We start from the raw sequence: 18,338 nt of genomic DNA, 5'->3' as shown, positions 1-18,338 counted from the left end.
GTAAGATTATTTACAATCTAATAAAAATAATAAGTGTGTGTTTTGAAAACTCTTTTTACATGGTTTGGGCAAGCTGATATTGATGGCATGAATGAGGATACTAATTCTCCCATTTCTAACATAGCGTTGAAGCACTCTGAACCATTTGATCAAATCGTTATTATTTCGAATAAATGGGAAGAAGAAAGATATAAATATGTGCCTTGGCTAGAAAGAAAACTAGCAATAGCACAGCGTCCGTGTAAACGGATTGAAGGTCACACTGTTAGAATCCAAAGCCCAATAGATTATGTTTCAATATCCAAACAATCACAGAAGTGGATCAATAAACTTTCCAGTGAGAGCGATAAGCTCTACATAAACCTGACTTCTGGTTCGCCTGCTATGTCTGCCGTGAGCATTATATTGGGCAAAGCTAAACCTAATACATATTTCTATCAGTCAAATCGAAAAAGCGAAATATCTTTAGATGCTATTCCTTTTGATTTTGTTGCAGAACATGATGCATCGGTTGCTAGGGCTATATCCTCTAAAGCAACTAAATTACCTACCAATGACAAAGCTTTTGAAGACATCATTGCAGTCTCACCTCAAATGCTTGAGGTTGTAAATAAAGCAGCGAAATTAGCTCCTCTTGATTTACCTGTCTTGGTGCTGGGCGAAACTGGTACAGGTAAGGAAGTTATTTCTAACGCTATACATAAAGCGAGCAGTCGTGCTTCTCAACCGATAAAAACGGTAAACTGTGGTGCTTTACCTGAAAATCTAGTCGATTCAATCCTTTTTGGTCATGTTAAAGGTGCATTCACAGGGGCATTGAAAGAGCATAAAGGTTTATTCGAGCAAGCTGACGGTGGGACATTATTTCTAGACGAAGTTGGTGAGTTGTCGCTAGATGTTCAAGTTAAGCTCCTAAGGGCATTGCAGCAAGGTGAAATTACTCGTGTTGGTGATGACAAAACGATAACAGTTGATGTCAGAGTAATAGCAGCTACACACAGAAACTTAGTTGCTATGGTAGAAGACGGCGAATTCCGGGAAGATCTATTTTATCGACTAGCTCTAGGTATCGTTGAAATCCCTCCGTTAAGAGATAGAGCTGAAGATATTGAACCATTGGTTCACGCTTTAGCAAGTGAAATAAATGAAAGTGCCAAAAGTTACTCTAATTATAAAAGTAAAAATATTTCCCAAAAAGGAATGAAGTTTATTTTATCTCAACCTTGGCGAGGGAATATTCGCGAACTTTGGAGTACTTTAAATAGAGCGTTATTGCTTTCCGACAAGGATGAAATATCTGATTTAGATATTCAAAATGCGCTTATAAACCGAGAAAATAAACAGAAAGAACATGAAATACATCTAGCCTATGGTGATGTAGTGGATCTTAAACAAATAACTGAAAATATTGAAAAAAAATACATAGAGGCAGCTTTGAAAGCAACTGGTGGTGCTAAAGGAAAGGCGACCGATATGTTAAGTTTAGGCTTGCATCAAAATTTAAGAAATATGATGAAGAGACTGAAAATGATCTCCGAAAATGAGTCTGAAAAGTAGAGTTGGCATTGCAATTGCGATTATAGGAAATAAGGAATAACTAGGAATGAAGCAATCAATGAATTTTGAGTTCTTAAGAAAAGACTGGCCTGAATTAGCCGACTTTGGTGCTTATGCTGAAGAGTACGCTTTTAGCGACCCTCAAAGTGCGCTAATTAAGCTACGTTCATTCGGTGAGTTTATGGTGAACTTTATTTACCGTAAATTGAACTTACCTTGCTTACCAAAAGCTACATTCCACGAAAAGTTAATCGGTGAAGACTTTATACAACTAGCTTCAGCTCCTGTTTTAGATAAATTTCACGCAATTAAAACATTGGGTAATAAGGCTGCTCACGAAAACAAAGGTACTGATAAAGATGCTGTGTTTGGCGTTAAACAGTCTTACCAACTAGGTGCGTGGTTTTATTGCAGTTACCACAATGTCAAAGCTGATACTGTTCCTGAATTTATTGAGTTTAATACCGATATTTCAACGGCGAGCAAATTAAAGAAAAAATTAGAAAAGAGTGACGCTCTTTATCAGCAAGCTATGGCTGAGTTAGAAGAACAGCGCCTAGTAAACGAAAGAATATTAGCGGAATCGAAACAGGCAACTGCTACTCGTGATGAACCTGTTTTTGAAGCCTTTACAACAAACAGCCAATCTATTTCTAAAACGCTGGATTTCAGCGAGGCCGAAACGCGCAAATACCTCATTGATATGGAACTGCGTGAAGTCGGTTGGAATGTTGCAGAAAATGAAGTATCAACCGACGAAGTTGGACAAGAAGTACCAGTTAAGTATCAACCTACTGAGTCAGGTAATGGCTCTGTAGATTATGTGCTTTGGGATGACGATGGATTGCCTTTGGCTGTTGTTGAAGCCAAGAAAACGTCAAAAGATGCTCGCATAGGCAAGAAGCAAGCGAAAGATTATGCCGATGGTTTAGAAAAGGAACATGGGCAGCGACCAGTCATTTTTTACACCAATGGACATGACATCTATATATGGGATGATGTTCAAGGTTATCCGCCGAGAAAGATCTATGGATACTACTCAAAAAGCTCGTTACAACATTTAGTTAAATTCCAGCGAGTGGAAAAGAAAAAGCTATCAGATGTTACTATTGATGCAGGCATTGCAGGTCGTCGCTATCAGTTAGAAACTATTTCTCGCGTACACGATACGTTTGAGAAAAAACGCAGAAAAGCGTTAATCGTGCAAGCAACGGGTACAGGTAAAACTCGTGTCTCAATTGCATTAACTAAATCCCTGCAAGACGCTAAATGGGCAAAGCGTATCTTGTTCTTATGTGACAGAAAAGAATTACGGAAACAGGCTGACCAAGCTTTTGTCGAGTTCTTAGGTGTTAAGCCCTATGTAGTTGGTAAAAGTGACAAAAAATACGAAAGCACAGCGCGTATATTCATAGCCACTTATCCGGGCATGATGGGGATCTATGAAAAGTTTGATGTTGGCTATTTTGATCTGATTGTTGCCGATGAGTCGCACCGTTCAATTTACAACGTATTTGGCAATATCTTTAAATACTTTGATTGTTTACAAGTCGGCTTAACCGCAACGCCAGTAGAAATGGTCTCGCGTTCAACTTGTCAATTGTTTGATTGTGGGTATAAAGACCCAACTGCTAATTACCCGTTGGAAAAAGCAATTGAGCAAGAGCACCTTGTGCCGTATGAGATTGTCTCGATGACCACTAAGTTCATGCGAGATGGCATTAACCAGCGCTCTTTAACCAATGAACAAATAGCTGAATTAGAAGATCAAGGCGAAGATCCTAACGAGTTTGAATTTGACTCAAAAGATATTGATAAGGCTATCTTAAACAAAGATACCAACCGTAAAGTCCTTCGCAACTTAATGGAAAATGGTATCAAGGACAAAGACAATCAATTAATTGGTAAGTCTATTATCTTTGCCAGACGTATAGGTCACGCTCGTTTGCTTAAAGAATTGTTCGATGAAATGTATCCAGAGCTAAGTAACGGCTTTTGTGAAGTTATTCACTCAGATGAGCCTAGAGCTGAAGCATTGATCGATCAGTTTAAAGTGACTGAGGAAGAAAAGGCGAAAGATCCATCGTTACCAGACCCAATAACGCTAGCGATATCAGTAGATATGTTAGATACAGGGATTGATGTTCCAAGTGTGGTAAACCTTGTTTTTGCCAAACCAGTAAAATCGAAAGTTAAGTTCTGGCAAATGATAGGCCGTGGTACACGCTTATGTGAAAACTTATTTGGTAAAGGCAAGGATAAGACACGTTTCTTAATATTCGACCACTGGAACAATTTTGATTATTTCGAATTTGATTACGAAGAAGTCGAGCCAACGAATAGCAAGTCACTAGCGCAAAAGCGTTTTGAGTCAAGAATGTTATTAGCGTCAACAGCGCTAAATAAACTAGAAATCCCTGCGTTTGAAACACTAATTAAGTTAATTCAACAAGATATAGCGGCCTTGGATACCAAGAACATTAATGTACGTGACAATTGGCAAATCGTTGAACAAATGTCAGACACTAAATTGTTAAAGCAGTTTGCTAAGCCAACAGTCGCCTTACTTGAAAGCGAAATTGCGCCATTGATGAACTGGCTTGATATTCGTGGGCAAAGTAAAGCACTACGTTGGGATTGTTTAATTGCCCAAACACAAACTGAATTATTACTCAATCCTCAAGCTATTGGTGAGCTTAAATTTGAAATTAAAGGTGTATTAGAACGCTTACCTAAAAATACAGCTCAAGTACAAGCCAAAGCCGCTGAAATCAAGTTTTTGATGGATGACAATAATTGGAACAGCATCACATTTGATGAGCTAGAGCAGCATCGTATTGAGTTAAGAGAAATCATGTACTTGCTTGAGGGGGAAATCTTGCCGCCAAATCCCGGCCCTAAATATACTGATGTAATCGAGGATGACGCTGAAACTGAATATAAAGCCAGAGCAACGAATATTCATACAGTTGACTACAAAATCTATCAGCAAAAAGTGCAGGAAGCGCTAGAGCCGATTTTTGAAAGTGATCCAGTAATTCAAAAAATCAGAAATGGGCAACCAGTGACTGAAGATGAAATTGTGCAACTCAATGGTGTTATCCATGCCAAATATGCTGATTTAGATATTGAAACGCTTAAAACGTTTTACCCCGATACTACCGAGCCTTTAGACAAGTTGCTCCGCAGTATTGTTGGCATGGATGCTAAATATATTGAGCAGAGTTTCACGGCTTTATTGCAAAACCACCGTATGCCGCCTCAGGCGATGCGTATCATCGATATGTTAATAGGTCACATTGCCAGAAGCGGCGGTATTAAAATGGCAGACTTAGACAAAGCGCCTTACAACAGAATATATGAAGGTGTGCTCGGTAGCGGTGAAGATGACGTATTTTCCTTATTAAAGTCATTAGAGCTACCAACACCGTTAAACAAATTAGATACGTCTTTTAAAGACTAAATAGAATTGAAAAGAGAACATTATGATCACTGGTAAATTGAAAAGCGATATTGATAAGTTATGGGAAGAGTTCTGGACGGGCGGTATCGCTAATCCACTAACCGTAATCGAACAAATCACTTTTTTAATGTATGCCCGTTTGCTCGACTTACACGAGCAGCGCGATGAAAAACGCCAAAAGCTAAGAGGCGGAGACTTCAAGCGCCGTTTCAGTGAAGACCAACAACATATTCGTTGGCACCGTCTTATTCATGAAGATAAAGACAGCATGTTAAGACTAGTGCGTGATGAAGTCTTTCCACACTTTAAAACGACTTCGGCTGAAGGCTCATTGTCAGCCGAATTTATGAAAGACGCGCAGTGCATGATCCAAAAGCCAACGCTAATGGAATCGGCAGTTGAAATGATCAACAAATTAGAGCTAGACAAAGCTGACACTAAGGGCGACTTGTATGAATACCTGCTTAGTAAGTTAACAACAGCAGGTATAAATGGGCAGTTTAGAACACCACGCCATATCATTCGCGCCATGATCGAAATGTTAGATCCAACCCATGAAGATCGCATTGTCGATCCAAGCTGCGGCACCGCAGGGTTCTTAACGGTGGCATATGAGTACTTAATGGAGAAATACACGTCACCAGAAGGTATTCATACGGAAACGGTGGTGAATGAAAAAGGTGAAGAGCAAAAGGTAAAAATCTTTAGTGGTGATTTGCTGGTTGAACATCGCGATCACGTCAATACCGATATGTTTCATGGTTTCGATTTTGACACCACTATGTTACGTATTGCAGCGATGAATCTAGTTATGCATGGCGTGACTGAGCCTGATATTCATTACCAAGACACATTGAGTGGCAGTTTTACAGAGCGTTTTCCAACACAAAGTAAAGACTCCTATACCATGTGTATAGCTAATCCGCCGTTCAAAGGCTCATTAGATGAAGAAGACGTAGACCCAGCAATATTGCGTATGGTGAAAACCAAGAAGACAGAGCTATTATTTGTAGCGCAAATTCTTCGTTTACTTAAAAACGGTGGTAAAGCGGCAATTATCGTTCCTGATGGCGTACTATTTGGTTCATCAAAAGCACACCAACAGTTACGTAAACACATTGTTGAAAATAATGAACTTCAAGGTGTTGTTTCATTACCTTCAGGTGTATTCAAGCCATATGCAGGTGTATCAACAGCTATTCTATTTACTACCAAAGGTTCTCAAACAGATCATGTTTGGTTTTATGACTTACAAGCAGATGGCTTCTCGCTAGATGATAAGCGCACGCCAATAAAAGAAAATGATTTGCCTGATTTAGTCGCCAAGTTTAAAGCCCGTGATAAAGCCATTGCTGAAACTGATGCAAACGACAAAACGCAAAAAGCATTTTGGGTAAGCAAAGAAGACATCATTTTAAATAAATACGACCTGTCAATTAATCGTTATAAAGAAGTTGTTTATCAACAGGAAGAATATGACGATCCAAAAGATATTCTGGCAAATTTAGTTAGCATAGAAAATGAAATATTAGCTGACCTAAAAGAACTGGAGAAAATGCTGTGAGTTGGCCTGTCGTAAAGTTCGGTGAAGTTGCAACTATAGTAACAGGCTCCACTCCTAAAAAGGTTGAAGGGAATTATGATGGTGATATTCCATTTGTTACTCCCGGTGATCTTGGTGCCCACGCTGAAATAAGCTATTCAAATTCAACGGTTACAGAACAGGGAGCCAAATCGGGAAGGTTGCTTCCAAAAGGTGCTGTCTTGGTATGTTGTATTGGGGCAACGATTGGCAAAGTTGGAATTGCAGATTGTGAGCTTATTACCAACCAGCAGATAAATAGCTTAGTTTTCGATGAAAGTAAGGTATTTCCAAAATTTGGTTATTACTTTTGTACTTCAATTAAGCCATTACTTATTGCTAGATCTAGCTCTACAACTATGCCTATAGTGAACAAATCAAATTTTTCAAAATTTGAGATGCCACTCCCACCACTCGACGAGCAAAAGCGCATCGCTGCGATATTAGATAAAGCCGATAGCGTGCGCCGTAAACGCCAACAAGCCATAGACCTCGCCGACGATTTCCTCCGTAGCGTATTCCTAGAGATGTTTGGAGATCCCGTGACTAATCCGAAGGGATGGGAGGTTAAGCCTTTATCTGAATTAATAGATAAGGGAGACAAACTGAACTATGGAGTAGTTCAACCGGGTGATAATGTTGACGATGGTGTGCCATTGATACGCTCTGGAGATTTGGGGGATACAGGAACCGACTTAAATAAAATTAGAAAAGTATCCACCTTGATAGACGAAAAGCATAAGAAGTCACGGCTAAAAGGTAATGAAATCTTAATAGCATGTGTAGGTTCTATTGGTAAAGTTGGCTGGGTAAATGAATCTATGATTGGTTGGAATATAGCTAGAGCTGTTACGAGAATACCTCTTAGCAATGATGTTAACCGCGAATATGTTTATAGATATCTACAAAGTCCCGTTATCCAAGGATATTTTCAAAGGGAAACTAGAGCGGTCGCACAGCCAACTCTTAATGTAGGGTTAATAGGCAAAACACCGATAGCATTGCCACCTTTGGAATTACAAGAAGAGTTCCTTAAAATATTTTCAAATGTTGTAAGCATAAAACGAAAGTATAGTGAAAACGGAACACGTGATTCCGAATTGTTTAATGTAATAAGTCAAAAAGCCTTCGCTGGTGAACTGTAACTAATCAACAAGGAAGTGAGCTATTGGCTCAATAAGAATAATTATATGAGAATAACAAAATTATCATTAACCAACTTTAAATCATTTAAACAAGAGCAAGTCATAGAGTTTGCTCCCGTGACATTATTATTTGGTCCAAACAGTGTAGGTAAAAGCTCTGTAATATTGTCGCTGTTTTATCTACAAGAGGTTCTTTCTAAGGGGCAGGCAAACCCATCAAGGATAAATGCACTAAAATCTAAACAACTAGGTGGCTTTTTATCTCTAGTGCATGGAAAGGATCTTTCCAACGATATTATTATTAAAGTTGAATTGGATAAATTAGGTTTAATTGGCAAAAGTTATTTATCAGAGGCATCAGAGCTAACTCAAGCAATCATTGATGATGATTCTCTATCGTTAGATGAGCCTGCATTCCTTATGTCTTCAGTAGTGGAGAATAGTGAAAAGGTTGAGCTTGAATTTACCATTGCTTGGTCCGCCAACTTAAATAGTGCCAAAGTTAAGTCTTACAAGGTATGGAGTGATGGAAAATTTTTGGGTGAATTATCTTCAGATTTGAATCAAAGCGGTTCTTCAATATCCCGATTGAATTTTACACATCCATTACTACGCCCTGAAAATCATAAAGAATGGCTAAATATTGTAGAAAATACAGATTATCCAATTTCTCCCGAAGCACTCGAACACGACTCAAAGGCTGATAATTTTGTTGTTGAAGCTAATGGCTGTAATTCTTTCTTTCAATTTTACTTAGAAGAGAAATCTGACACTGTAATTCGTCCAAAAAGTTTTGATGAGTTAGATGATGATCAAAAGGAGGAATACCACCCTCTTGATGATTACTCAGTCATGCCAATTTCTGTAAATTGTAGGAAAGTAGGATTACCAGATTTAAATCAAGTAATGGATATAGCTGGTATCTATAAACCTGACATAGGGCTTAATGCGGAATACTTAAATTATTTGCAAATGCAGTCGGTCTTTACCGAAATATTTGTTGCACCATTAGATAACTTACTGGCAATACTTGAGCAAAGTGCCAACATTGGTCCCCTGCGCACCGTGCCCGATCCAAATTTTATTACAAAGTCTGAAACCGAACAAAAGGACTGGTATGACGGTCGAGCTGCATGGGATTTGCTGGCAGCAGACAGAAGCGAACTAAGTACAAATGTCTCCATTTGGCTAAATCGTTTAGGCACAGGTTGTAGAGTTACACATCCAAATGACATGCCATCTGCTGATATAGTAACTCAAGCACCTTTCTTATTTGATGAAAATTCCAATTTACCTGTGTGGCCTTCTGAGCTGGGTGTTGGCATTTCTCAAGTAATTCCTTTGGTTGTAGCAGCTAATACAGTAAGAAAAGGAATTGTAGCAATAGAGCAACCTGAACTTCATATTCACCCTCGAATTCAAACTGAGCTTGGAGACTTGTTAACTCAAGTTAACTCTAAAGCAAGTTTTCTAATAGAGACACATAGTGAACACCTAATTCTGAGATTACTGCGTCGGATCAGGGAAACTCATTTTGGCGAAAATACACAAGAGAAAAAGATTGGACCTAAAGATGTTTCGGTAGTTTACCTAAACCCATCAGATGATGGCGTTAAGGTAATTCACTATGAGGTCACAGAAGATGGTGATTTTACCAAGGATTGGCCGGATGGTTTCTTTGAAGAGCGCTACGAGGAGCAGTAAGGATGCTGAGAGAATATGCGATAGACCCAGATGCTATTTATCGAAATCTAGATTCACTTCAACGGTTTTTAACGGACTTCCATGCTGAGAATGGCAGGGTTGTTGCGGCTGTGCCCCGCAACTGGTTTGATGAACAAAAGAAAAAGGTTGTGGAACTAGGCTTACCCACAATGGCAAAGCGAAATGTATTAGATAAATTGACCAAAATAAAGAATGCGTCTCTTATCAGTGGATATACGATTCCTAGAGCAATTGAACCTTGGTTGGAACAAGCGCTACACATCAAAGCGCAAACTGAACTAAATGGAATAATGTCTTCTAGTTATTGCGCCGAAAATCAGATATTTGACTACAGTAATTTATTAATGAATTTTCCTAACAACTGGGAAATTGACAGTTCGATATCGGTTCCTCGAACAGCCGTTGATTTATCAGGGGCAATTGAGCGGTCATTAATTTTAGCTAGCGCAGTACTCTATGTAGATCCCTATTTTACAGCAGCCGATAATCGTTTTGTTAGTCCACTTATGGCTTTTATCAGGAAAATGGAACAAGGGCGTTGCAAATCGATAACTATTCATACAACGGACAGAGGTGCTGATAGAGCATCCCATGTTTTAAACCTTCAACAAGTAATTAAGCCATTATTATCAACAGGGTTTACCGTTAAGTTATTTCTGTGGCAGCGACCGCAAATGCATGACCGATTTATTCTGACTAAAAATGTAGGGTACTCATTTGGTCATGGCTTAGATGAGGCTGAATATGCTACAGCGCTGGCGGTTAACATTGACCGTTTATCTGAATCTGCACGAGTTGAACATTTTAGATATTTTTCATCTAAAGACGATATCAATGACAATGTTATTAGTGTTACAGGCGAGTAATTTAAATAAGAATAAAATAAAAGGAATGCTATGAAGTTTTGGAAAGTGTCTCACGGAAAAGACAGTTTTAATGATGTCCAGTTTGATTGGCTGTTAAAAAACAAATTGTTGGCGATACATCGTGATACAGGTCGAAATCAAGCAAACTTGTTCCTAAATGAATTGAATGAAGGTGATATCGTTTGTTTAAGTAAAAGTAACAAAGTTAAAGCATTAGTAAAAGTTGAAAGCTCTGATATTAGAAGTGTAGATACTTATGAACAGTGTCCTTTAGGTGAACAATGGCTACTGAAGCCGTATTCAGTAATTAAAGAATTACCCAAGTTTAAAATTTATGATGGGGTACAAAGGGGCTGGAGTCCTAATTATAACAGTACTTGCTTTTCCGTTCCTGACAAAGAATTATCACTATTCGAAAAGGTTCTTTTAGAGCCATTTTTCCAAACTAAGTTAAATGAATCTGTTATTTTATCGACAGGTGCTAAAATAACGCCAGAAACAGAGGACGTTGCAATGAATTTAAATACGATATTATATGGTCCTCCCGGTACTGGAAAAACATACCATACTATTGAGGCTGCTGTTGAAGCTGCGGAACCTAGTTTCAAAGCTAGTTCAAGAAAAGAGCTGAAGGAAAAGTATGACTCGTTAGTAGAAGAAAAACGAGTTCGATTTGTTACGTTTCATCAAAGTTATGGTTACGAAGAATTTGTTGAGGGCTTGAAAGCAAATTCAAATAACGGGGAAATTTCTTATGATGTTGAACCCGGTATATTTAAGCAAATTTGTGAAGATGCTCGCCAAGGGGTTGAGCCAGATAATGATCCTCTAGAACAAGCAATAGAGCTTTTTAAAGCCGAATTAGAAGAAACCTCTACCATTACGCTAAAGACACTTCGTGGAAATGATTTTGATGTGCAATATCATGGCAACACTACGTTTAGAGTATTCCCTGAAGCAACTTCACACGAAGATTTAGGAAGGGGATACCCTGTTTCAATTGATAACATACGAAAGTTATATCGCGGGTTAAGCGTTAAGAAAATTTATAATTCATCGTATGTTAAATCGATCCTTAACCATATTAAAAAAACATATAACGTAAATGATTTTGAAGCGCCGAAACAAGGTGAAGCTAAAAACTTTGTGCTTGTGATCGATGAAATAAATAGGGGTAACATTTCAAAAATATTTGGTGAATTGATTACCCTAATAGAAGAATCGAAAAGGTCTGGAGAGGAGCAAGACGAAGCGTTAGAAGTTGTTTTGCCAAATTCAGGTGAACCGTTTAGTGTTCCTGAAAATTTGTATCTAATTGGAACTATGAATACGGCGGATCGCTCATTAGCAATGATGGACACAGCGCTTCGTCGCCGTTTTGATTTTGTCGAAATGATGCCTAGACCTGAGTTGTTTCATGAGGTGTTAATTAACGGTATAGATTTGGAAGCGCTACTTAGCAAAATGAATCAGCGCATTGAAGTACTTTACGATAGAGAGCATACACTTGGTCATGCTTTTTTCATCCCAGCTAAAGATTTAGTAGGCAAACAGGACCTAGCATTTGAAACCCTAAAGTCAGTATTTAAAAACAAAATAATTCCATTGCTAGAAGAGTACTTTTTTGAGGACTGGAATAAAATAAGATTAGTACTTGGTGATAACCAAAAAGTCGAAGAGCTGCAATTTGTAAGAGAAGAAAAACAATCGTTTGATAGCTTGTTTGGCAATAACCACGGTTTGAATAACTACCAACAAGAAGAAAAAAACTATACGCTTTTGCCTTTTGATAATGATGTGTGGAATAAGCCGGAAGCATACATAGGCATTTATAAAGCAAAAAAAGAAGATTAAGTAGTGAAAAGGATTCAAGCTGCAATAACAGTATTTGAATTTGGCTATTTAGGTGTTGGCGAAAAAGCAGAGCATTCGAAACGCATAAGTAGAATCAGTCAATCATCATTCGCTTACTTGAAGCAACTTTGCCTATGTGACGAATCTGAAAGCCGATTTTTGAGTTTAAAGAGTATAGAGAATACCGAGGTACTCCAACTCCAGAACTATGCTGGGGTGCTGTTTACACCAGATGGCACTCAAATTGAAGTCTTGCCTAAAATCGGTCGAAAGCTAGATAGCGAAGACGGTCAAGCTAGAGCGCGTAATTCATTGCTAAATATGTTGGCAACACTAGGCATCTTCCGCCACATTCGCACTAAGAGCGCCAATTTGTCTAAGTCTAGAATGCCACTACTTGAAGTATTTATCGGTCAATTTCTTGATTCTGTGAACGTACTGATTAAAAAGGGGCTACGAAGTGATTATATTGGATGTGAAAACAACCTCTCTTTTTTGAAGGGAAAATTGTTAATTAGTAAGCAGTTGAAAAAGAACTCAATTAATAAACATAAATTTTATGTTGCGCATGATGAGTTTGTACTTGATAGACCTATTAATAGGTTAATTCACTTAGCATTAACTAAAGTCTCCACTTATTCTTCTAGTGCTTTAAATCAAAAATTAGCTAAAGAACTTTTATTTGCTTTTACAGGTATCCCTTTAAGCACAAATGTTAAAAATGATTTGTCTGCCGTTAAGTTAGAGCGGGGGATGAATTATTATAAAGAACCCTTTGACTGGGCTAAGTTAATTCTCGAAGGATTTTCTCCCTTGACGATGACGGGCAGCAGCTATGCGTCATCGTTATTATTTCCACTAGAAACTGTTTTCGAAAGCTATGTAGCTTCAATTTTAGCAACGCAGATACCTAAAAATATGACTCTTGAGACTCAAGCAAAAGCTGAATCGCTAGTGTCATTCAATAAACGAAAATTTTTTCGTTTACAACCAGACCTCCTCATTACAGAAAGTAGAAAGAGAATTGTAGTATTAGATACAAAATGGAAATTAATCGACAGTAGAAAAGACAATGGCACTGATAAATTTGGGTTGTCACAGAGCGATTTGTATCAAATGTTTGCCTACGGGCACAAATACTTATCTGGTTATGGAGAACTGTTCTTGATCTATCCCAGTCATGATGACTTCATTGAACCTATTGAATTCCCATTCGCATACAGTAATGAATTAAAACTATGGATAATTCCTTTTGATGCTTCAGATAATGTTGATGACAACAAAAGGCTTATATTTCCCTCCAATAGCACTTTTCAAACACCAACAAAAGGTAAGTAAATTTACCAATATGTAACTGTTGTTACATATTGTTTTGTTTGATTTTAATAAAGTTCATATAAAACAATGAGATAACTTTTGGCATCAAGATTGTAATAGTTGGCATGTGTTTAACTATTGTGAGATTTTGCCATGAACTCAAAAATCATTCTTAACGCCGAAGACCAAATTGCTTGTCCTCATTGCAACAGTGAATTCCCAATCAGGGAGGCTGTTGCGAAACACCTGATTGAAAAACACGAAGATGAATATCAGCAACTGCTCAGTAAAGAGCTGGTTTGCCTTCAAGAGCAAGCTGCAAAAGATGCTGAAAAGTCTATTGCGAAAACGTTTAAGAAGCAGATTGAAACGCTTCAAGAGCAACTTGCTGAAAGTCAAGACAGTGCTAAATCATTGCAAGCAAGAATTGCCGAAGAAAAGAAAAAGGCGGAAGACAAGATCCGGGAGTCGGTCAAACTTGAGCATGATGCTTTGGAAGAGTCTTTGAAATCCAAAGAAGAGCAATTGGCAAAATTCCGTGAGCAAGAACTTGCATTGCGAAAAGCTAAAACTGAGCTTGAAGATAAGCAAAAGGATATGGAGCTTGAGTTAGCTCGTCGTGTTGAAAGTGAAAAGGAGTCGCTACGTGCATCCATTGGTGATGAGTTCAAGCTTAAAGAAGCTGAACTTAGGAAGAAAATCGACGATGCGTCAAAGGCTAATGAAGATCTAAAGCGCAAATTGGAACAGGGATCACAGCAACTTCAGGGCGAAGTACTAGAGCTTGAACTAGAGCATGAACTAGCCCAAGCGTATCCGTTAGACGATATCGACCCTGTTGGAAAAGGGACTCGCGGTGCTGATGTTATTCAAACGGTTCGATTAAGAACAGGCACAGTTTGCGGAAAGATAGTTTGGGAGACCAAACGTGCTGAGAACTGGTCAAATAACTGGATTACCAAACTTAAAGCTGACACGCAGGAAGTGGGTGGTGATATCGCAGTATTGGTTTCTACAGCATTCCCGGCGGGAATTGAAGAACCAATGGTTATGAAAGACGGTGTTTGGTTAGTTAAGCCTGCGCTAGCTAAGGGGCTATCATAAGCGCTTAGGACAGTATTAACCGAAGCTCAGCGCCAAAAAGCGGTGAGTGTCGGCAAAAATGAGCAAATGGAAGCGCTCTATGACTACATCTGTAGTACGCAGTTTGTGCAGCGTATTAAGGCGGTAGTCGATCACCAAGAGCAAATGCGCTTGGAGCTGGATAAGGAAAAATCAGCGATGCAGCGGATCTGGAAGAAACGCGAAGGGCAAATCGGTGGCATTACTAATCAAATGATGGCGATTTGCGGGGAATTACAAGGATTGTCGCACGGAAGCATGACTTTATTAGATGATATCGCCCTGTTAGGCGATTAAATAAGGTAATTGGGGAGATCTCCAACAACGTTGGAGGTCTCATTTTGTAGCTCAAAACACAGTTAGAAATTAATAAATTTCCAGAAAACTTTATTTTTTATAACTATCTGAAAAGTATAAAGATGTAAGTTTTTAAGTGGTTTGTTAAATATTTTCGATAAGTTGTACATATTTGAATAATAAGTGCGCTTATTTTGTTGAAATTTAACAAATTGTTTTTCAATAAACTCCTTGGGAAGGAGGTATGATAATTAATAAACAATAAAATAACTTATTGAATTACAAGGTTATTGTAATTTGCTGTTTAAAAAGTGAGCTGCTATGAATTTATAGTATATGTAATTTATAGGAGTTAATCATGAAAACTATAAAACAACCTGAAATCACTCAAAAAGAGTTGAATAGAATCATTGCATATCACGATGATGTCGAAAAGTATGGGTACAAACCTTGGAATACAATTCGACAATCTCACACTTATGGGCAAGGTCAAGAAATCCTAAATCGTTTTAATGACCGAACTATCCATTTATACAGCCGAGGTGAAAGACAGTTATTTGTTCTACTTGAGGCTATGCCTAATGTTATCGACATCAAAGAGCAGTTTCCATTGCCGCTCAATGAAACACTAGACTTGGCATCAGAGCTTAATATTAAGCATCCCGGTGCATACAAAGAGCGTTTTGAACATGATGGTATTATCCCAGCTAAAACCATGACATCTGATTTGGTGGTAACGTTTCGCTTACCAAACAATGAAGAAAAAGTTGTTGTTTATTCGTTTAAGTATCAACAATCTCTAGATTATTTAGCTAACCCCAGAACCGCAAAACGAACTTGGGAAAAGTTAAAACTAGAAAGAGAGTACTGGAAAAGAGAAAAGATTGATTGGGTGTTAATGACGGAGCAGTGTTATTCACCGACTTACATCTACAACTTGGAATACTTAAGAGAATGTTTTGAAAACCCAGAACTACTTGATGTCACTGACGATTTTTATCAATTATTCATTAAATCGTTTCGCCAATATGAGGATAAGTACGCGATTTATACGCTGCGACAAATTCTGGAAAAGGTATCTGATGAGCTGAATTTGGAGCTGTTTCACGCTCAAGCCTTATTTCAAAAAGCTACTTACTTTAAAGATTTGAAAATTGATCTGTTTCAGGAAATTGAATTATTCCGACCTCTAATCGCTAACCCAGTGGAGGTGAAATATGCAGCTTAATCAGAAACTGATAAGTACGAATAAAAATCCAGCAGAGTTCTTGATTGTTGACGTAAACCCAGACCGTGAACAAGTCGCTGTTGTAGATATGTTATGCGATCCACCTAAACGTCCTAAAGCGCAATCATTTGCATGGGTTCAGGAAAAGTTGGCCTCTAAAGAGTTAAAACTGGAAGAGCATGATCACTCAGATCTATTGATGGCTGATGATTCAGAACTTAAGCCTAGTTGGATTAGAAGACGCAACGAAGCATATGAAATGGTTTCTGGCTTGGTGGATGATCCAATTCAATTGGATCAATACCTTTATGGAGATTCAAGCGGGATATTAGCTCGCTTAATTAAAGAATCAGGACGCAGTAGAAAGTGGGTTCAAGCGTCAATTAATCGATATTTTAGATATGGTAGTGTGCCAAATGCGTTGTTACCTCACTATGAAGAGTTAGGTAAAAAATACGTTGGTCCTGCTAAGCCGATTTATAATGAAGATGGCAGTACTTGCCTAAAGTCTAAGCCCGGTCCAAACACAAAATATGGCAACGCCTATCGATATATAACAGGTGAAGACAAAAGTAATATTTTTAAGTTTTCAAAGAAATTAAAGGATCTGCAAGAAGTAAATTTGCAGGATTTGTATGAGGATTATTGTAAAGAATATTGTGTTGTTGTTGTCAGACCTGAGGGGGTTCAAGATGATGATGTTGCTGAAGAGTTTTATGCTCTATTGCCGCGAGTCCGTTTAATAAGTCCGCGAGCTTTTAAACGCTATCTAAAAAAATGCATTGGTACGTTGGAGTTTATCCGAAGACGCACCGGAAGTATTTTGTATGAAAAAGACTATGCCGGAAAACCGGGATTAGCTGCTCATGGACTACGAGGTCCACGAAGCCGCTATGAAATAGATAGCACTACTGCTGATGTGTATATACGTTACGAATACTCAAATGATGAGCAACTGAGTATTGGAAGACCAACAATTTACTTTGTAATTGATGTTGTTAGTTCAATGATTGTTGGCGTTCATGTTTGCTTTCATGGACCTGATTGGCACGCTGAATCGCAAGCGCTCTTCAATGCGTTTACTGACAAAGTTGAATTTTGCAGACAATTTGGGATTGAAATAACTCACGAAGATTGGCCGTGTTCAGATGTTTGTAACCAATTAACGTTAGATAGAGGTACAGAAAACAGTCACAACGCGATTACTTCACTGCTTAAAGGCAAAATTGGTATCAAAGCTGCCAATTTTAATGCGTACCACCGTGGTGATTGTAAAGGAACCGTCGAAAAAGCCTTCGATATTATTCAAGGAAAATCGATACCCCAACATGAGGGGAAAGTTTATAAAGCCCCCAAAAAGGAAGACGCCCACCCATCTAGAGGTGCGATGTATACCTATAAGCAGTTCATGCAACGTTTGATTCGAGAAATAATCCATCACAATAACACCGCAGCGAAAGTTGATAACCACAATTTCGAAATGTGTCGTGACGAAGTTGGTTTAACACCTCGTGATATTTGGAACTGGGGAATTAAACAGTCGATATTTCCGCCTATCAAAAAGTCTAAGGCCGCACTTTTATTTGCATTGATGAAAAAGGAATACGCTACCGTCACTGATAAAGGCGTTAAGTTCAGAGGCGTTTACTATAACAGTCCTGACGTGATAGAGCTTAAATGGCTCGATACCGCGAAAAATGATGGTCGATTTAAAGTTGAGATACGATACACCGACGTTAATTCTAGTCATATCTGGTGTCGTCACCCTGATGACAAAAACAAAGTGATGCAAATGGAGATCACTGAAAGAAGCTGCCAATACAAAAATCGTTTATGGGCGCAGGTTTTAGCCCACCAAGAAAAAGTGAAGGAGATTTTGGCTCAACTTGATGAGGAGCGTTTTAGTCAACGTGTTCTCCTCAATATGTCGTTAGAAGAAATGGACAATGCTATTAAGGATGAGCTTCGCAAGCTTAAAAAGTCTCAAGCAACCAGCCCAGATACAAATGTAAGGGAACGAAAACAGGAACAAGGTGATTGTGAAAAACAAGTTCAATACCAAGAGGTGTTGATCGCAATGGAAGAAGCTTCAAGCTTCACCAATAGTCCTGACCCACATGTTATCGGAGAAGATGACCTAAAGGACCCTACATATAAACGTAACAATGTCGCAGCATAGGAG

10 protein-coding genes and 1 pseudogene are annotated in these 18,338 nt (G+C 38.5%); all 11 read left to right on the top strand.

Features of this window, described 5'->3' with window-relative positions; genetic code table 11:
- The first annotated feature begins 42 nt into the window (after positions 1-42).
- The 11 genes and pseudogenes from ACH784_RS14585 to ACH784_RS14535 all read left to right on the top strand — a co-directional run bounded on the left by ACH784_RS14585 (position 43) and on the right by ACH784_RS14535 (position 18,335).
- The gene (locus tag ACH784_RS14585) at positions 43-1,557 is read left to right on the top strand and encodes a sigma-54 interaction domain-containing protein (protein ID WP_404391396.1); all 1,515 of its coding nucleotides are present in this window, start codon (positions 43-45) and stop codon (positions 1,555-1,557) included.
- A gap of 46 nt (positions 1,558-1,603) precedes the next feature.
- On the top strand, positions 1,604-5,020 hold the full coding sequence (locus ACH784_RS14580) for a DEAD/DEAH box helicase family protein (RefSeq protein WP_404391394.1): 3,417 nt from the start codon (positions 1,604-1,606) through the stop codon (positions 5,018-5,020).
- A gap of 22 nt (positions 5,021-5,042) precedes the next feature.
- Positions 5,043-6,584, top strand: coding sequence for an N-6 DNA methylase (locus ACH784_RS14575; protein ID WP_404391392.1), 1,542 nt, complete (start codon positions 5,043-5,045; stop codon positions 6,582-6,584).
- A complete protein-coding gene (locus ACH784_RS14570) occupies positions 6,581-7,747 on the top strand; it encodes a restriction endonuclease subunit S (RefSeq protein ID WP_404391390.1) in 1,167 nt (388 codons plus the stop codon). The genes ACH784_RS14575 and ACH784_RS14570 overlap by 4 nt, the downstream gene beginning before the upstream one ends.
- Before the next feature lie 45 nt (positions 7,748-7,792).
- Positions 7,793-9,451: an AAA family ATPase gene (locus ACH784_RS14565; protein ID WP_404391388.1), complete on the top strand. Its 1,659-nt coding sequence runs from the start codon at positions 7,793-7,795 to the stop codon at positions 9,449-9,451.
- Between the two features lie 2 nt (positions 9,452-9,453).
- On the top strand, positions 9,454-10,338 hold the full coding sequence (locus ACH784_RS14560) for a hypothetical protein (RefSeq protein WP_404391386.1): 885 nt from the start codon (positions 9,454-9,456) through the stop codon (positions 10,336-10,338).
- Between the two features lie 30 nt (positions 10,339-10,368).
- A complete protein-coding gene (locus ACH784_RS14555) occupies positions 10,369-12,192 on the top strand; it encodes an McrB family protein (RefSeq protein WP_404391384.1) in 1,824 nt (607 codons plus the stop codon).
- A gap of 3 nt (positions 12,193-12,195) precedes the next feature.
- Positions 12,196-13,530 (top strand): McrC family protein, encoded by a 1,335-nt coding sequence (locus ACH784_RS14550; RefSeq protein WP_404391382.1) that lies wholly within the window; start codon positions 12,196-12,198, stop codon positions 13,528-13,530.
- A 132-nt stretch (positions 13,531-13,662) separates the two neighbouring features.
- Positions 13,663-14,928, top strand: a pseudogene (locus ACH784_RS14545) (DUF2130 domain-containing protein).
- A 358-nt stretch (positions 14,929-15,286) separates the two neighbouring features.
- The gene (locus ACH784_RS14540) at positions 15,287-16,156 is read left to right on the top strand and encodes a TnsA endonuclease N-terminal domain-containing protein (protein ID WP_404391380.1); all 870 of its coding nucleotides are present in this window, start codon (positions 15,287-15,289) and stop codon (positions 16,154-16,156) included.
- The gene (locus tag ACH784_RS14535; RefSeq protein WP_404391378.1) at positions 16,146-18,335 is read left to right on the top strand and encodes a Mu transposase C-terminal domain-containing protein; all 2,190 of its coding nucleotides are present in this window, start codon (positions 16,146-16,148) and stop codon (positions 18,333-18,335) included. Before ACH784_RS14540 ends, ACH784_RS14535 begins: the two co-directional genes overlap by 11 nt.
- Positions 18,336-18,338: the final 3 nt, after the last annotated feature.

Source organism: Pseudoalteromonas phenolica, from assembly GCF_044788725.1.
In the GTDB taxonomy this organism is placed as follows: Bacteria; Pseudomonadota; Gammaproteobacteria; order Enterobacterales; family Alteromonadaceae; genus Pseudoalteromonas; species Pseudoalteromonas phenolica_C.
The sequence above is the reverse complement of the archived record's forward strand: the minus strand, read 5'-3'. Positions and strand labels throughout refer to the sequence as shown.

Coding starts and splice junctions, on each gene's coding strand:
- ACH784_RS14555 (WP_404391384.1), top strand. CDS start 10,369: ATGAAGTTTTGGAAAGTGTCTCACGGAAAAGACAGTTTTAATGATGTC.
- ACH784_RS14540 (WP_404391380.1), top strand. CDS start 15,287: ATGAAAACTATAAAACAACCTGAAATCACTCAAAAAGAGTTGAATAGA.
- ACH784_RS14535 (WP_404391378.1), top strand. CDS start 16,146: ATGCAGCTTAATCAGAAACTGATAAGTACGAATAAAAATCCAGCAGAG.
- ACH784_RS14575 (WP_404391392.1), top strand. CDS start 5,043: ATGATCACTGGTAAATTGAAAAGCGATATTGATAAGTTATGGGAAGAG.
- ACH784_RS14565 (WP_404391388.1), top strand. CDS start 7,793: ATGAGAATAACAAAATTATCATTAACCAACTTTAAATCATTTAAACAA.
- ACH784_RS14580 (WP_404391394.1), top strand. CDS start 1,604: ATGAAGCAATCAATGAATTTTGAGTTCTTAAGAAAAGACTGGCCTGAA.
- ACH784_RS14560 (WP_404391386.1), top strand. CDS start 9,454: ATGCTGAGAGAATATGCGATAGACCCAGATGCTATTTATCGAAATCTA.